Below are 15,626 nucleotides of genomic sequence, written 5' to 3'. Positions count from 1 at the left end.
GCAACGACGGAGGAGAGCGACAGCCATGAGCGACGTGCCGGACTTTGACACGGCCGGGTTGCCCGAAGAGTTGAGTGCGGTTGATCAGTTGATGCATCGCGGGGAGGCCAATCCGCGCACCCGGTCCGGCATCATGGGCGTCGAACTGTTGGACGTCACCCCCGACTGGGAGCGGTACCGCGCGGGGTTCGAGCAGGCGTCCCGCAAGGCCATCCGCCTGCGGCAGAAGGTCGTGATGCCGAGCCTGCCGACGGCGGCGGCGCGCTGGGTCGTCGACCCCGACTTCAATCTGGATTTCCACGTGCGGCGCGTGCGTGCGCCCGGTGCGGGAACGCTGCGTGAGGTCTTCGACTTCGCCGAGCTGGCGCTGCAGTCGCCGCTCGACATCTCGCGGCCGCTGTGGACGGCCACGTTGGTCGAAGGGCTGGCGGGCGGCGGCGCAGCGAACATCGTGCACATGAGCCACGCCGTGACCGACGGTGTCGGCAGCATGGAGATGTTCGCGAACCTCTACGACCTCGAGCGCGATCCCGCGCCGCGGCCCTCGGCACCGCTGCCGATCCCCGAAGACCTGTCGCCGAACGACCTTGCCCGCCAAGGCATCAACGCATTGCCCAAGGGCATCGCCAACAATGTGCTCGACGTGACGCGCGGTGCGGCCGGGCTGCTCGGGCGCATGATGCGCGATCCGGCCGATGCGGTCGGCGGGGTGGTCGACTACGTGCGATCGAGCCGGCGGGTGATGACGCCCGCGGCGCCGCCGTCGCCGGTGCTGCGCCGCCGTGGTCTGGCGTCGCGCAGCGAGGCGATCGACATCAAGTTCAGCGATCTGCACAAGGCGTCCAAGGCCGCCGAGGGCTCCATCAACGATGCCTATCTCGCCGCGCTGTGCGGCGCGCTGCGCCTCTACCACGAGGCCAAGGGCATCCCGGTGGCGTCGCTGCCGATGGCGGTGCCGGTGAACGTGCGCTCCGACTCGGACCCCGCCGGTGGCAACAGGTTTGCGGGGGTGAACATCGCCGCGCCCATCGGCGTCGTCGACCCGCGCAAGCGCATCCAGAAGGTGCGCGCCCAGATGACCCGCAAGCGCGAGGAGCGCGCCATCGAGGTGGTGGGCGTCGTCGCGCCGCTGCTGAACCTCGTGCCGGACCCCCTGCTGGAGTCCATGGCCGGCTCGGTGGTCAATTCCGACGTGCAGGCCAGCAACGTGCCCGGCCCGCCGATGGACACGTACATCGCCGGCGCAAAGGTGTTGCGGCACTACGGAATCGGGCCCCTGCCCGGCGTCGCGATGATGGCGGTACTCATCTCGCGCAGCGGCTGGGTCACCATCAGCACCCGCTACGACCGGGCGTCGATCAACGATCCCGAGCTGTGGGCCCGCTGCCTGCTCGACGGATTCAACGAGGTGCTGGCCCTGGGTGGAGACGGCCGCGCCATTCCGGCGTCGTTCGCGCTGGCGGACGAACAGGCCGAGCCGGCAGTGAACGGGGGTGCCGCACAATGAGTTCGGACGACGACTACGCGGGCGAGTTCCGCAACGCCCGGCTGCCGGGGTCGGTGGCGGAGATTCTGGCCAGCCCCGAGGGGCCGGAGGTCGGCGCGTTCTTCGACATGGACGGCACCCTGGTGGCCGGGTTCACCGGCGTGATCATGACGCAGGACCGGTTGCGCCGCCGCCAGATGGGCGTCGGTGAGTTCATCGGCATGGTGCAGGCCGCGGTGAACCACCAACTGGGACGAGCCGAGTTCGAGGACCTGATCGGCCGGGGCGCGCGGATGCTGAACGGCAACTCGCTCAGCGACCTCGACGAGCTGGGGGAGCGGCTGTTCATCCAGCACATCAAGAAGCGGATATACCCCGAGATGCGCGAGCTCGTCCGCGCGCACCAGGCGCGCGGGCACACCGTCGTGCTGAGCTCGTCGGCGCTGACGGTCCAGGTCGAACCGGTGGCGAACTTCCTCGGCATCAAGAACGTGCTGTGCAACAAGTTCGAGACGGACGAGGACGGACTCATCACCGGTGAGGTGGTCAGGCCGGTGCTGTGGGGGCCCGGAAAGGCCAACGCCGCACAGCATTTCGCGGCGAACAACGGTGTCGATCTGGCGAAGAGTTACTTCTACGCCGACGGTGACGAAGACGTCGCCCTGATGTACCTGGTCGGCAATCCACGGCCCACCAATCCGGCTGCCAAGCTGGAATCCGTGGCCGCCAAGCGTGGTTGGCCGGTGCTGAAGTTCTCCAGCCGCAGTGGCAGCAGCCCCATCGCACAGCTGCGGACCTTCGCCGGCATCGCGTCGCTGGCCCCGGTCGCCGCCGGTGCCCTCGGCCTCGGTCTGTTGACCGGCAACCGGCGCACGGGCGTCAACTTCTTCACGTCGGCGTGGAGCAAGGCGTTGATGGCGACGCTCGGCATCGACCTGAACGTGCTCGGCGCGGAAAACCTGCGGGCGCAGCGGCCTGCGGTGTTCATCTTCAACCACCGCAACCAGGCCGACCCGATGATCGCCGGCGCGCTGGTGAGCGACAACTTCACCTCGGTGGGCAAGAAGGAGCTCGAGAGCAACCCGATCATGGGCACCATCGGCAAGGTGATGGACGCGGCGTTCATCGACCGCGATGATCCCGCGTCGGCCATCGAGAGCCTGCACAAGATGGAAGAGCTTGCCCGTAAAGGCCTTTCGATCCTCATCGCACCCGAGGGCACCCGCCTGGACACCACCGAGGTCGGCGAGTTCAAGAAGGGCCCGTTCCGCATGGCCATGGCCGCCGGTATCCCCGTCGTGCCGATCGTGATCCGCAACGCGGAGGTGATCGCCGCGCGCGATTCGTCGACCTTCCACGCGGGCAAGGTCGACGTCGTCGTATACCCGCCGATCTCGGTCGAGGACTGGACCCTGGACGACCTGTCGGAGCGCATCGCGGAGGTGCGTCAGCTCTACCTCGACACCCTCCGAAAATGGCCGCATGACAAGGTGCCCGACAACGCGCTGTACCACCGGACCGCGCCTGCAGCACAACCTGATTCGGGTGACGACAGCGGCGATGCGCCGCGCAGCGCCAAGGGCCGACGGTGAAACACACCGCTGACGACCTCGCCAGCTTCGACCCGACGGACGACGCCCTGGTGCTGACCGCCGTCGGCTCCGCTGCCGAATGGGACCTGCTCAACGACTGGCTGGCGCACCAACGCAAGCAGCACCCGGATACCCGCCTCGAGGTGCTCCGGCTGCCGACCGATGGCGAGCCCTCGCCCGGCACGCTGGCCCGCCTGGTGGAACTGCTCGGCGCCGATGAGAGCCGTTCGGTGGTACCCGTGCGGGTGTTCTGGGTGCCCGCCGGGCTGCCGACGCGCTCGAAGATCGTCGGGTTGATCTCCGGCCGCGACCGGTACCGGCCACCGGAGGTGCTGCAGCGCCGCATCCTGCGCAAGGACCCGCTGCGCGCCCGGGTGGTGGCCGGTGAGCCCGCCACCGTGGGGCAGTTGCGGCAGCAGTGGAAGGACACCACGACCGCCGAAAACCCAAGGGAATTCGCCCGTTTCGTCCTGCGCCGGGCGCAGCTCGCCATCGAGCGGGTGGAGCTGCGGCTGCTCGGGCCCGAATACAAGTCACCCCGGCTGGTCAAGCCGGAGGTGCTGGCGTCGGCGCGGTTCCGGCAGGGCCTGGAGAAAATCCCCGGCGCGACGGTCGAGAAGGCCGGCGAGATGCTCGACGAGCTGTCGACGGGCTGGAGCCGCTTCTCCGTCGACTTCATCCCCAAGATCGGGCGCGCCATCTTCAGCCGCGGTTTCGACCCCAACGTGGACTACGACCGCGAGCAGGTCGAGGCCATGCGGCACGCGCTGGAGCTGCACCCTGCCGTCCTGCTGTTCTCGCACCGGTCCTACCTCGACGGCGTGATCGTGCCGGTGGCGATGCAGGAGAACCGCCTGCCGCCGGTGCACACGTTCGCCGGCATCAACCTGGCCTTCGGTCTGATGGGGCCGATCTTCCGGCACTCCGGCGTCATCTTCATCCGGCGCAACATCGCGGGCGACCCGCTCTACAAGTACGTGCTCAAGGAGTACGTCGGGTACATCGTAGAGAAGCGCTTCAACCTCAACTGGTCCATCGAGGGAACCCGCTCCCGGACCGGAAAGATGTTGCCGCCCAAGCTCGGTCTGCTCGCCTACGTCGCCGACGCCTACCTCGACGGCCGCAGCGAGGACATCCTGCTGCAGCCCGTCTCCATCAGTTTCGACCAGCTGCACGAGACGGCCGAGTACGCCGCCTACGCGCGCGGCGGCGAGAAGACGCCTGAAGGCCTGAGCTGGCTGTACCACTACATCAAGGCGCAGGGCGACCGGAACTTCGGCAAGATCTACGTGCGCTTCCCCGAAGCGGTGTCGATGCGCGAACAGCTGGGGCCACCTGACGGGCCGGTGGCCACCGACCCCGCGGCCAAGCGTCTCGCACTGCAGAAGATGGCGTTCGAGGTGGCCTGGCGCATCCTGCGAGCCACCCCGATCAACGCCACGGCGCTGGTGTCGGCGTTGCTGCTGACCACCCGCGGTCTGGCGCTGACGCTGGACCAGCTGCACCACACTCTGCAGGACGCGTTGGATTACCTTGAGCGCAAACAGATTCCGATGACCAACTCGGTTCTCCGGCTCCGTACCCCCGAGGGGGTCCGGGCCGCGCTCGACGCGATGTCCGGTGGGCACCCGGTGACCGCGGTGAACAGCGGCCGGCAGCCGGTCTGGTACATCGCGCCGCAGGACGAGCACGAGGCCGCGTTCTACCGCAACACGACCATCGACGCGTTCCTGGAGACCGCCATCGTCGAGCTGGCCATGGCGCATGCGGCCAAGGCGGAATCCGACCCGGTGGAGGCGTTCTGGTCGCAGGTGATGCGGCTGCGCGACCTGCTCAAGTTCGAGTTCTACTTCGCCGACTCGGCATCGTTCCGCGCCCACATCGTGGAGGAGATGTCGTGGCAGGCCAACTGCGAGCAGCAGCTGGCCGAGGGTGGCGAGGCCATCTACGCGATGCTGCGGGCCAAGCGCCCGATCATCGCCGGCGCGATGCTGCGGCCGTTCCTGGAGGCCTACGAACTGGTCGCCGACGTGTTGCGCGGTACGCCGCCCGACATCAGTGAGAAGGACCTGACGAAGCGGGCACTCGGTGTCGGCCGGCAGTACGTCGCACAGGGCCGGATTCGCAGCAACGAGTCGGTGTCGGCGCTGCTGTTCACGACGGCGCGGCAGGTGGTGGCCGACCAGAAGCTGCTCGAAGCGGCCCCTGATCTGGAGGAGCGGCGCACGGCGTTCCTCGCCGAACTGCGGGCGATCCTGGCGGACCTGGCGACAGTGGACTCGATCGGCTGGATCAAGTTCGACGTCCGGGAGCTGCAGCGGCGCAAGGCCAAGAAGGCCATCGACGTCATCGAGGCCGAGTAACCCGCCCCCGGGTTATCCACAGTTCGCGATTCATCCACAACCGGCGCCGTCCCGAGGGCGGCGCCGGTTCTTTTGTCGGTGCCTGACGGGTCAATGGACGCACAGGCCGACGAGAACGCCGGCAACACCGAAATGGATGGAGAAGCACATGTTCGAGACACCCATCACCGTCGTCGGCAACGTCGTCACCGATGTCGTGTCACGCCGCGCCGGCGAGACCAATCTTGTGACGTTCCGGGTCGCGAGCAATTCGCGGAAGAAGACCGACGACGGTTGGGAGCCGGGCAACTCGTTGTACGTGACAGTGAACTGCTGGGGCCGGGTGGCCGACGGGGTCGCGGGCCGGTTGTTCAAGGGCGACCCGGTGGTGGTCGTCGGCCACATCTTCACCAACGAGTACCTGGACAAGGAGGGCAACCGCCGGTCTTCGATGGAGGTGAAGGCGACGTCTGTCGGTCCGGACATGGGCCGGTGCCAGGTCAAGGTCGATCCCCGGCGGCCGAACCCGATCGAACTCGAGCCACCGCAGGTCGAGCCCGAGGCGGGCTCAGAGTCGCCCGATGCCGAGAATTCCGGCGCACTGGTGCTGTCGGCGTAGAAAATGCCGGGGCGCCTCACGAAGCCCGGCGCGGGGGGCGCCCCGACCGCGCCATCGGGCGATTTGGCGGCTTGCCTAGGATGGTCAGCGAGTTTTCGCGGGACCGCGCCCGACCCAGTGAGCCGGGGCGCGCGCTACGAGAACGCTACGACGAACAGCCAACGAAAGGCATGACGACGGCATGGCCGAATTCATCTACACGATGCGCAAAGTCCGCAAGGCGCACGGCGACAAGGTCATCCTCGACGACGTCACCCTGAACTTCCTGCCCGGCGCGAAGATCGGTGTCGTCGGCCCCAACGGCGCCGGTAAGTCCAGCGTCCTGAAGATCATGGCCGGCATCGACAAGGCGAACAACGGCGACGCCTTCCTGGCGCCCGGCGCCACGGTGGGCATCCTCATGCAGGAGCCCGAGCTCGACGAGACCAAGACCGTCCGGGAGAACGTCGAGGCCGGTGTCGCGGTCAAGGCCAAGCTCAACCGGTACAACGAGGTCGCCGAGCTGATGGCCACCGACTACACCGACGAGCTCATGGAAGAGATGGGCAAGCTCCAGGAGGAGCTCGACGCCGCCGATGCCTGGGACATCGACTCCCAGCTGGAGCAGGCCATGGACGCCCTGCGCTGCCCGCCGCCGGACGAGCCCGTCACCCACCTGTCCGGTGGTGAGCGCCGCCGCGTCGCCCTGTGCAAGCTGCTGCTGAGCAAGCCCGACCTGCTGCTGCTCGACGAGCCCACCAACCACCTGGACGCCGAGAGCGTGAACTGGCTGGAACAGCATCTCGCCGACTACAAGGGCGCGATCCTCGCCGTCACCCACGACCGGTACTTCCTGGACAACGTCGCCGAGTGGATCCTCGAGCTCGACCGCGGCCGCGCCTACCCGTACGAGGGCAACTACTCCACGTACCTGGAGAAGAAGGCCGAGCGTCTCGAGGTCCAGGGCAAGAAGGACCAGAAGCTGCAGAAGCGCCTCAAGGACGAGCTGGCCTGGGTGCGTTCGGGTGCCAAGGCTCGCCAGGCCAAGAACAAGGCCCGCCTCGGACGCTACGAGGAGATGGTCGCCGAGGCCGAGAAGACGCGGAAGCTCGACTTCGAGGAAATCCAGATTCCGACGCCGCCGCGTCTGGGCAACGTCGTGGTGGAGGTCGACAACCTGAAGAAGGGTTTCGACGATCGCGTCCTGATCGAGAACCTGTCCTTCACCCTGCCGCGTAACGGCATCGTCGGCGTCATCGGCCCGAACGGTGTGGGTAAGTCCACGCTCTTCAAGACCATCGTCGGTCTGGAGCAGCCGGACGCCGGCACCGTGAAGGTCGGCGAGACGGTCAAGCTGTCGTATGTCGACCAGAGCCGCGCGGGCATCGACCCGAAGAAGACGGTCTGGGAGGTCGTTTCCGACAAGCTCGACTACATCGAGGTCGGCCAGAACGAAATCCCGTCGCGGGCCTACGTGTCGGCGTTCGGCTTCAAGGGACCCGATCAGCAGAAGCCGGCCGGCGTGCTCTCCGGTGGTGAGCGCAACCGCCTGAACCTGGCACTGACCCTCAAAGAGGGCGGCAACCTGATCCTGCTCGACGAGCCGACCAACGACCTGGACGTCGAAACCCTGTCTTCGCTGGAGAACGCGCTCGAGCAGTTCCCCGGTTGCGCCGTGGTCATCAGCCACGACCGCTGGTTCCTCGACCGCACCTGCACCCACATCCTCGCGTGGGAAGGCGACGACGAGGACGAGGCCAAATGGTTCTGGTTCGAGGGCAACTTCGGTGCCTATGAAGAGAACAAAGTGGAACGACTTGGAATCGAAGCGGCGCGTCCGCACAGAGTGACCCACCGCAAGCTGACTCGCGACTAACGTCGCATCTACGTGCTCGGATCGGGGCACGTAGGTGCAACGTCAGGAGCAAGTCGGATGACGGAAAATCGGGGCGGACTCAGCAGCACGCGGTCCGCCGGCGCGGACGGTAACGCTGGTCTCGCACGGGCATACCTGCAGACCTACCGCGGCCCCAACGATGGCTCACCGGCCGACGGTGGGGTCACCGCCCCGATCGACGCGGCACTGGCAACCCGGGTCTCCCCGGAGTTGCTGGCCGCGCACTATCGCCTCGGTCATCGCCGGTCGACGGGGGAGACGCTGGTCGCGATCTACCCCGCCGACGATCCGGGGCGTTTCGGTCCCGCGCTGCAGATCGTGACCGATCACAGCGCGCTGCTGATGGACTCGGTGATGGTGCTGCTGCACCGCATCGGCGTCGCCTACACCGCGATCATGAGTCCCGAGTTCCGGGTGCGGCGTGACTCGGCGGGTGAGGTCGTCGCGATGGGCCCGGCGGGTGACCCCAGCGCTCCGCCCGACGGCATCGACGAGACCTGGATCCATGTGCAGCTGGCGACCATGGGTGACGGCAAGGCCGTCGCCGAGGCGGCCGCCGTGCTGCCGCATGCCCTGACCGACACCCGTGCGGTGGAGCTCGATACGCCCGCGATGAACGCCGCGCTCGTCGGGCTGGCCAACGCGCTCGACGCCGACCACAACGGCCGGTTCCCCGGCTATGACCGGCGCGACGTCGCGGCCCTGCTGCGCTGGCTGGCCGACGGGCATTTCGTCCTGCTGGGCTACCAGCAGTGCACCATCGAGAACGGGCAGGCCCAGGTGGACCCGGCGACCCGGCTCGGCGTGGCCAAGCTGCGCACCGACGTGCTGCCACCGCTCGCCGGCGACGACGAACTGCTGGCCGTGGCCCAGGCCACCATGCCGAGTTACCTGCGCTACGGCGCCTACCCGTACATCGTGGTGGTCCGCGAGAGCGCGGGACCGAACGGGCCGGCGCGTGAGCACCGGTTCATCGGTCAGTTCACGGTGACCGCGGGCAACGCCAATGTGCTCGAGATTCCCTTGATCTCGCGGCGGGTCAACGAGGCGCTGGCGTTGTCCCAGGGAGATCCGAGCCGGCCCGGCCAGCTGATGCTGGACATCATCCAGACCGTGCCGCGGTCCGAGCTGTTCTCCCTGACCGCACGCGACCTCGTCGAGATGGGCAAGTCCGTCATCGACCTGGGGTCGCGGCGACGCGCGCTGCTGTTCCTGCGCGCCGACAAGCTGGCCCACTTCGTATCGTGCCTGGTGTACCTGCCGCGTGACCGCTACACCACCGATGTGCGGCTGGCCATGCAGGACATCCTGGTGCGCGAACTCGGCGGCGAGAGCATCGAGTACACCGCCCGGGTCAGTGAATCACCCTGGGCCGTCGTGCATTTCACCGTCCGGTTGGGCGAGACCGCGAGCCCCGCGACCATCGACACGTCGGCCGCCAACGAAACCCGCATCCAGGGCCTGCTGACCGAGGCCGCCCGGACCTGGGGCGACCGGCTGATCGGCGCCGTCACACCGGGCACCATCACCCGCGCCGAGGCCGAGCACTACGCGGTGGCGTTTCCCGAGGTATACAAGCAGGCCTTCACACCGACCGGTGCCATCGAGGGCATCAGCATCATCGACCAGTTGCAGGACGACAGCGTCAAACTGGTGCTGGACTATCCCGAAGCCGGGCCCGACGATGACGGCACCGCCCAACTCACGTGGTACCTGGCCGGCCGGTCGGCCTCGCTGAGTGAGCTGCTGCCGATGCTGCAGTCCATGGGCGTGGTGGTGCTGGAGGAGCAGCCGTTCAACGTCGTGCGCGCCGACGGTATGCCGGTGTGGATCTACCAGTTCAAGATTTCCCGGCACCACTCCACCGTCGACGCCCCGGAAGCCGAACGCGAAGTCATCGCCACCCGTTTCGCCGACGCGGTCACCGCCATCTGGCAGGGCAAGGTGGAGATCGACCGGTTCAATGAGCTGGTGCTGGGCGCGGGACTGACCTGGCAGCAGGTGACGATCCTGCGGGCCTACGCGAAATACCTGCGGCAGGCCGGTTTTCCCTACAGCCAGTACCACATCGAGACGGTGCTGCGGGACAACCCGGCCACCGCGAAGTCGCTCGTCGATCTCTTCGAGGCGGTGTTCGACCCGACCGGGGCCGACGCGGCAGACCGTGCCCAAACCGCCGCGGCCGCCGTCGCCGCGGACATCGATGCCCTCGTGAGCCTGGACACCGACCGCGTGCTGCGGGCGTTCGCGGCGCTCGTGCAGGCCACGCTCCGCACCAACTACTACGTGACGGCGCCGGGCTCGGCGCGACAGCGAAACGCGTTGTCGTTCAAGCTCAATCCCCAGCTCATCGACGAATTGCCGCTGCCCAGGCCGAAATACGAGATCTTCGTGTACTCGCCGCGGGTCGAGGGCGTGCACCTGCGGTTCGGCAACGTGGCCCGCGGCGGCCTGCGCTGGTCGGACCGGCGGGAGGACTTCCGCACCGAGATCCTGGGCCTGGTCAAGGCGCAGGCGGTGAAGAACGCCGTCATCGTCCCCGTCGGCGCCAAGGGCGGCTTCGTGCTGAAGTCGCCGCCGGCGCCCACCGGTGACGCGGCCGCCGATCGCGATGCCCTGCGCAACGAGGGCGTCGCCTGCTACCGGCTGTTCATCGCGGGTCTGCTCGACGTCACCGACAACGTCGAGACGGCGACCGGCGCTGTGGTGCCGCCGCCGCAGGTGGTGCGTCGCGACGGCGACGACGCCTACCTGGTGGTTGCCGCCGACAAGGGCACCGCGACGTTCTCCGACATCGCGAACGATGTCGCCAAGTCGTACGGCTTCTGGCTGGGCGATGCGTTCGCGTCCGGCGGTTCGGTGGGCTACGACCACAAGGCGATGGGCATCACCGCCAAGGGCGCCTGGGAGTCGGTCAAGCGGCACTTCCGCGAGATGGGGCATGACACCCAGACGCAGGACTTCACCGTCGTCGGCGTCGGCGACATGAGCGGTGACGTGTTCGGCAACGGCATGTTGCTGTCCAAGCACATTCGCCTCGTGGCGGCCTTCGACCACCGGCACATCTTCCTGGACCCGAACCCCGATGCGGCCCGCTCGTGGATCGAACGCGACCGGATGTTCAAGCTGCCGAGGTCGAGTTGGGACGACTACGACAAATCGCTCATCAGCGAGGGCGGCGGCGTCTACAGCCGCGACCAGAAGTCGATCCCGATCAGCCCGCAGGTGCGGGCGGCGCTGGGCCTGGCGGCCGACGTCACCGAGCTGACCCCGCCGGCGTTGATGAAGTCGATCCTGCTGGCGCCTGTCGACCTGTTCTGGAACGGCGGTATCGGCACCTACATCAAGGCCGAGACCGAGTCGGATGCCGATGTCGGTGACCGCGCCAACGACGCCATCCGGGTCAACGGAAATCAGGTGCGCGCCAAGGTGGTCGGCGAGGGCGGCAACCTCGGTGTGACGCAGCGCGGCCGCATCGAATTCGATCTGGCCGGCGGCCACATCAACACCGACGCGATGGACAACTCGGCGGGTGTGGACTGCTCCGACCACGAGGTCAATATCAAGATTCTGGTCGACGCCCTGGTGACCTCGGGCAAGGTCGCGGCCGCCGAGCGCACCGACCTGCTGATGTCGATGACCGACGAGGTGGGCCGGCTCGTGCTGGCCGACAACATCTCTCAGAACGATCTGATGGGCACCAGCCGCGCCAACGCGGCCAGCCTGCTGCCGGTGCACGCCGCCCAGATTCGCAATCTGGCCGCCGAACGCGGCCTGAATCGTGAGCTGGAAGCGCTGCCGTCGGACAAGGAGATCCGCCGGCGGATGGAGACCGGGCTGGGGCTGACCTCACCGGAGCTGGCGACGCTGATGGCGCACGTCAAGCTGGCGCTCAAAGAGGATGTGCTGGGCAGCGACCTGCCCGATCAGGAGGTGTTCGCCGGACGACTGCCGGACTACTTCCCGGAGGAGCTGCGGGACCGGTTCGGCGCAGACATCCGGTCGCACCAGCTGCGCCGGGAGATCATCACCACGATGCTGGTGAACGACCTCGTCGACACCGCAGGCATCACCTACGCCTACCGGGTCGCCGAAGACGTCGGCGTGGGGCCGGTCGACGCGGTCCGCAGCTACGTCGCGGTGGACAAGATCTTCCGGGTCGGCGAGGTGTGGCGGAACATCCGGGCGGCCGGCCTGGCCGGTGTCCCGGTGGATGTCACCGACCGCATGACGCTGGATCTGCGCCGGCTGATCGACCGGGCCGGCCGCTGGCTGCTGAACTACCGGCCCCAGCCGCTGGCGGTCGGCGCCGAGGCGAACCGGTTCGCGGCGAAGGTCGCCGAGCTCACCCCGGAGATGGCGCAGTGGCTGCGTGGCGACGACAAGGCCATCGCCGAGACCGATGCGGCGCAGTTCGTGGCCGCGGGCGTCTCGAAGGAACTGGCCTACATGGTGGCGACCGGGCTGTACCAGTACAGCCTGCTGGACGTCATCGACATCGCCGACATCGCCGAGCGTGAGCCCGCCGAGGTGGCCGACACGTACTTCGCGCTGACCGACAACCTGGGCATCGACAACCTGCTCACCGCGGTGTCGGAACTGAACCGCAATGACCGCTGGCATTCGTTGGCGCGCTTGGCGATTCGCGATGATATCTACGGATCGATCCGGGCGCTGTGCATCGATGTGATGGCGGTCGGCGAACCCGACGAGACCGGTGAACAGAAGATTCACGAGTGGGCGTCGACGAACAGTTCGCGGGTCATGCGGGCCCGCCGGACCCTGACCGAGATTCTGGGCGACGAGGTGCGTGACCTGGCGACGCTGTCGGTGGCCGCGCGGCAACTGCGCAGCATGACCACGCGGACGACAGGAACGGGCAATCAGGGATGATGGGCGGGTGACAGAGCGATTCACGACGCCGGTGCCGGTGCGCTGGTCAGACATCGACATGTATCAGCATGTCAACCACGCCACCATGGTGACCATCCTCGAGGAGGCGCGGGTCCCGTTCCTCACCGAGCCCTTCGCCGAGGACGTCGCCACCACCGGCCTGCTGATCGCCGAGGTCAACGTGAAGTACAAGGACCAACTGCGCCTTGTCGATTCACCGCTGCAGGTGACCATCTGGACCAACCGGCTGCGTGCCTGCGACTTCACGCTGGGCTATGAGGTGCGGTCGGCGCAGGCCGACCCGGATTCCAAGCCCGCGGTGATCGGGGAGACCCAGCTGGCCACCTTCAACATCGAGCGACAGATGCTGGTGCGCATCGCCCCGCATCAGCGGGAGTACCTGCAGCGTTTCGCGCGATGAGCGCCTGCGCGAAGAACAGGGTGCAACGATGAGCGAGCGGGGCATCTGGCTCGCCGACGCCGCGCAGGCACAGAACCTGGCCACCTTTGTCGAGCGCGTGCTGCGCCTCGACGAGGCGGCCGTGGTGCGGTTGCGGGCGCGCGGTGAGGGCGTCGTCGTTGCCTGGGCGGCAACAGGTTTCGAGGTGCTGGCCGCACGTGTGGTGAACGGGCGAGTGTCGCCATCCGATCTCAGCGCCGGGGCCGACGCGTTGAGCCGTGAGCTGCCCGGTTCGGGCCGCATCGATCCGGGTTTCGCGATGGACTCGGCGTGGCGTGGTGCGCTGCCGCCCGACGACGGCTTCAGCCACCTCGACGATGTGCCGGCGGCCGCGGTGCTTGAGCTGTTCCAGCGCGGCGTCGAATTGGCCCGGGAACACAGCGGCCCGCAGGGCCCGCCGCCGTCACTGCTGGACCAGGACGTCCTCACCGTCAGCTCCGGCGACATCGAGGTCGGCATCCCGATGCGTTGTGTATTCGCTTTGACCGCCATGGGTTTCGTGCCCGATCCGCTGCCGGAGAACGAGGTGGTCCGGGTTCGGGTGCATCCGACGTGGCTGCGCATCGACGCGCGGTTCGGGTCGGTGTACCGCCGCCGTGGTGGTCCGATCCTGCTGTCGCCCTAGGACCGAACCGGGCAAGCGCGAATCAGTGCTTGCGGACGACGTGCTCGGCTTTGCCGGGCTTCCACACCGTGATGTCGAGGTGTCCGTCGGCCACTTCGACCGCGGACGCCCCGACCAGGTCGGCGCGATAGCAGTGTTCGAACTCCTGGCCGCGGATGTCGAAGCCGGTCTGTTCGTACAGCGCCTCGGCGAACCGTCGATGAAGGGCCTTGTCCTGCACGTCCTCCACGACGCCCCAGAGTTTCGCGTCGCCGTCGCCGACGTGGGTGTCGACGGTTGCGGTGTGCAGGCAGAAGCGCGGGTCGCGGGCGAGGTCGTCGAATTTCGTGGTGTGCGGCATGCCCGAGATCCACAGCTCGTCTTCGAAGAACCGGGGCTCCATGGGGCTGATGCGGGGAAATCCGTCGGAGCGCAGCGTGCCCAGCATGCACAGGTTTCCGGTGGCGGTGTGTCGGCGGACGAAGGTGGTTGCGATTCGCGGCGCGAAGTCCGCGAACTCTTTCCAACTGGTCATGTTCGCGACGGTAGTCCGCGGCGTGCGGCGTGGAAACCTCCCGTGGGCTCAGTCCGGGATGGTCGCGTATGCCCGGACGGGGAAGGTACCGAATCCCTCGATCCGCGGCGGGGCGGCGGTGAAGCGTGCACCCCGGGCCGGTAGCGCCGCCAGGTTGGTCAGGTGCTCGACGACGTGAATCCCGTTGCCCAAGAGCACGGTATGGATGGGCCGCCGTCCGGCGGCTGCCGGGCCGGCATCGTCGATGTTGACCGAGTCGATCCCGACGAGAGCGACCCCACGGCTCACGAGGAGCTCGGCCGCGGCCTCGGACAGGAACGGTGCGTCGACGGCGTAGGCCTCGGTGCCGAAATGCCGGTCCCACCCGGTATCGATCAGTACCGCACAGCCGGCTTCGATGTCATCGGGCAGTTCGGCGGCATCGACGGCGCGTGCCGTGACGTCGCGACGGTCAACGACGATCGTGGGCAGGTCCACCAAGGTGTTCAGATCGAGGCCGGCCAGGTCGGCACCGTCCTCGTAGCGGTGAAACGGGGAGTCGAGGTAGGTGCCCGTGTTGCCGACCATCGTGATCGCGCCGATCGCGAACTCGGTGCCGGCGGCGTAGACGTCGCGGGACGCCGCACGGGTGAGGTGGTCGCTGATCGACGGTGCCGGCAGCCCGGGGTAGGTCACCAGCCCCGCACGAATCGTGTGGGACAGATCGACGAGCATCGCGACTCCGTTCAGATTGGCGGCGGCTGAGTGAAGAACTCTAGCCGCGTCAGCCCGCGGCCAGCGCGTCGTGCCATGGCTTGGTGTCGGTGATCTGGGTCAGTGCGGCGATCTTCCCGTCGCGAACGGTGATGTCGTGGGCGAACGCGGCCGTATAGCGGCGTCCGGTGGTCCGGCACCGCCCGCGGTAGTAGCCGAGCACGATGACCCGGTTCTCACCGGCGATGACGTATTCGTCTGGGTGCGGTGCTATTTCGTAGTGCTTGGACGCGCCGCCCCAGACGTCGCGCAGCATCTGTTCGGGGCTGTGCACGGTGCCGCCGAGGCCGAACGGCATGCCCTCGCTGACCCGGCCGGTGAAGTCGGGATGCAGCAGTGCGGCCAAGGCGGTGCGGTCGTGTGTGCCGAAAGCGGCGTAGAGGCGCGTGGCGACCTCGGTTGCCGGGGTGGTGTCGGGTGTGGTCATCGGTCTTCCTCTCGCTACTTTATTAGAGGGTGATCTCTA

Annotated in this window: 11 protein-coding genes; 8 read left to right on the top strand and 3 right to left on the bottom strand. The window is 67.7% G+C overall.

Features of this window, described 5'->3' with window-relative positions:
• The first annotated feature begins 25 nt into the window (after window positions 1–25).
• From H289_RS0118190 to H289_RS0118155, 8 genes are all read left to right on the top strand, one after another.
• On the top strand, window positions 26–1,507 hold the full coding sequence (locus H289_RS0118190; RefSeq protein ID WP_020102246.1) for a wax ester/triacylglycerol synthase family O-acyltransferase: 1,482 nt from the start codon (window positions 26–28) through the stop codon (window positions 1,505–1,507).
• The gene (locus tag H289_RS0118185) at window positions 1,504–3,078 is read left to right on the top strand and encodes an HAD-IB family hydrolase/lysophospholipid acyltransferase family protein (protein ID WP_020102245.1); all 1,575 of its coding nucleotides are present in this window, start codon (window positions 1,504–1,506) and stop codon (window positions 3,076–3,078) included. The genes H289_RS0118190 and H289_RS0118185 overlap by 4 nt, the downstream gene beginning before the upstream one ends.
• A complete protein-coding gene (locus tag H289_RS0118180; RefSeq protein ID WP_020102244.1) occupies window positions 3,075–5,441 on the top strand; it encodes a glycerol-3-phosphate 1-O-acyltransferase in 2,367 nt (788 codons plus the stop codon). The genes H289_RS0118185 and H289_RS0118180 overlap by 4 nt, the downstream gene beginning before the upstream one ends.
• 148 nt (window positions 5,442–5,589) lie before the next feature.
• Window positions 5,590–6,039: a single-stranded DNA-binding protein gene (gene ssb, locus H289_RS0118175; RefSeq protein ID WP_029119346.1), complete on the top strand. Its 450-nt coding sequence runs from the start codon at window positions 5,590–5,592 to the stop codon at window positions 6,037–6,039.
• Window positions 6,040–6,220: 181 nt separating this feature from the next.
• Window positions 6,221–7,894, top strand: a complete 1,674-nt coding sequence (gene ettA, locus H289_RS0118170; protein WP_020102242.1) for an energy-dependent translational throttle protein EttA — start codon at window positions 6,221–6,223, stop codon at window positions 7,892–7,894.
• 57 nt (window positions 7,895–7,951) lie between these two features.
• Window positions 7,952–12,808, top strand: a complete 4,857-nt coding sequence (locus H289_RS0118165) for an NAD-glutamate dehydrogenase (RefSeq protein WP_020102241.1) — start codon at window positions 7,952–7,954, stop codon at window positions 12,806–12,808.
• A gap of 7 nt (window positions 12,809–12,815) precedes the next feature.
• A complete protein-coding gene (locus H289_RS0118160) occupies window positions 12,816–13,229 on the top strand; it encodes an acyl-CoA thioesterase (RefSeq protein ID WP_020102240.1) in 414 nt (137 codons plus the stop codon).
• A gap of 28 nt (window positions 13,230–13,257) precedes the next feature.
• Window positions 13,258–13,893 (top strand): DUF8185 domain-containing protein, encoded by a 636-nt coding sequence (locus H289_RS0118155; protein WP_020102239.1) that lies wholly within the window; start codon window positions 13,258–13,260, stop codon window positions 13,891–13,893.
• Window positions 13,894–13,915: 22 nt separating this feature from the next.
• Here the strand turns inward: H289_RS0118155 and H289_RS0118150 are convergent, their stop codons facing one another.
• The 3 genes from H289_RS0118150 to H289_RS0118140 are packed head-to-tail and all read right to left on the bottom strand — an operon-like array spanning window position 13,916 to window position 15,587.
• A complete protein-coding gene (locus tag H289_RS0118150; protein ID WP_020102238.1) occupies window positions 13,916–14,407 on the bottom strand; it encodes a pyridoxamine 5'-phosphate oxidase family protein in 492 nt (163 codons plus the stop codon).
• A gap of 48 nt (window positions 14,408–14,455) precedes the next feature.
• Entirely contained in the window at window positions 14,456–15,121 is a 666-nt protein-coding gene (locus H289_RS0118145; RefSeq protein ID WP_020102237.1) for a cyclase family protein, read from the bottom strand.
• A 49-nt stretch (window positions 15,122–15,170) separates the two neighbouring features.
• Entirely contained in the window at window positions 15,171–15,587 is a 417-nt protein-coding gene (locus tag H289_RS0118140; protein ID WP_020102236.1) for a nuclear transport factor 2 family protein, read from the bottom strand.
• Window positions 15,588–15,626 lie beyond the last annotated feature (39 nt).

It is taken from the genome of Mycobacterium sp. 360MFTsu5.1, from assembly GCF_000383495.1.
GTDB classification, from domain to species: domain Bacteria; phylum Actinomycetota; class Actinomycetes; order Mycobacteriales; family Mycobacteriaceae; genus Mycobacterium; species Mycobacterium mucogenicum_B.
Note: the sequence above shows the minus strand (reverse complement) of the source record. Positions and strands in the feature narration are given on the sequence as shown.

Excerpts from the sequence above, each read along its gene's own strand:
- H289_RS0118190 (WP_020102246.1), top strand. The coding sequence starts at position 26 with ATGAGCGACGTGCCGGACTTTGACACGGCCGGGTTGCCCGAAGAGTTG.
- H289_RS0118185 (WP_020102245.1), top strand. The coding sequence starts at position 1,504 with ATGAGTTCGGACGACGACTACGCGGGCGAGTTCCGCAACGCCCGGCTG.
- ssb (WP_029119346.1), top strand. The coding sequence starts at position 5,590 with ATGTTCGAGACACCCATCACCGTCGTCGGCAACGTCGTCACCGATGTC.
- ettA (WP_020102242.1), top strand. The coding sequence starts at position 6,221 with ATGGCCGAATTCATCTACACGATGCGCAAAGTCCGCAAGGCGCACGGC.
- H289_RS0118165 (WP_020102241.1), top strand. The coding sequence starts at position 7,952 with ATGACGGAAAATCGGGGCGGACTCAGCAGCACGCGGTCCGCCGGCGCG.
- H289_RS0118155 (WP_020102239.1), top strand. The coding sequence starts at position 13,258 with ATGAGCGAGCGGGGCATCTGGCTCGCCGACGCCGCGCAGGCACAGAAC.
- H289_RS0118150 (WP_020102238.1), bottom strand. The coding sequence starts at position 14,407 with ATGACCAGTTGGAAAGAGTTCGCGGACTTCGCGCCGCGAATCGCAACC.
- H289_RS0118145 (WP_020102237.1), bottom strand. The coding sequence starts at position 15,121 with ATGCTCGTCGATCTGTCCCACACGATTCGTGCGGGGCTGGTGACCTAC.
- H289_RS0118140 (WP_020102236.1), bottom strand. The coding sequence starts at position 15,587 with ATGACCACACCCGACACCACCCCGGCAACCGAGGTCGCCACGCGCCTC.